This is a genomic window from Thermus sp. FJN-A (genome assembly GCF_054655095.1).
Map to the genome: position 1 here is coordinate 1 of NZ_BAAHSC010000256.1, position 236 is coordinate 236.

Annotated in this window: 1 pseudogene; it reads right to left on the minus strand. The window is 72.0% G+C overall.

Going from position 1 to position 236, the window contains the following annotated elements:
- Window positions 1–236 (minus strand): annotated as a pseudogene (locus ACYQ0J_RS13625) (ATP-binding protein); the annotation flags it as partial.

The following is a 236-nucleotide window of genomic DNA, read 5'->3' on the forward strand; positions in this document are numbered from 1 at the left end:
CTTAGGGTCTCCGGGTGGACGGCCAGGACCAGGGTGGCCACCTCGGCGAAGGCCACCAGCCAGGGGACCACACTGGGGGTGAGGCCCGTGGCGTCGTCCACGACGAGGGTGACGGGGTTCACCCCTTCGGGGCGCTTGAGGGCCTTGAGGAGGCTCCTCGCCTTCTCCTCGTTCCCCGGGTAGCGCCTCTGCCAGGCCTTGAGGTCGGCCTCGAGGTCCCTCCCCCGCCCCACCCC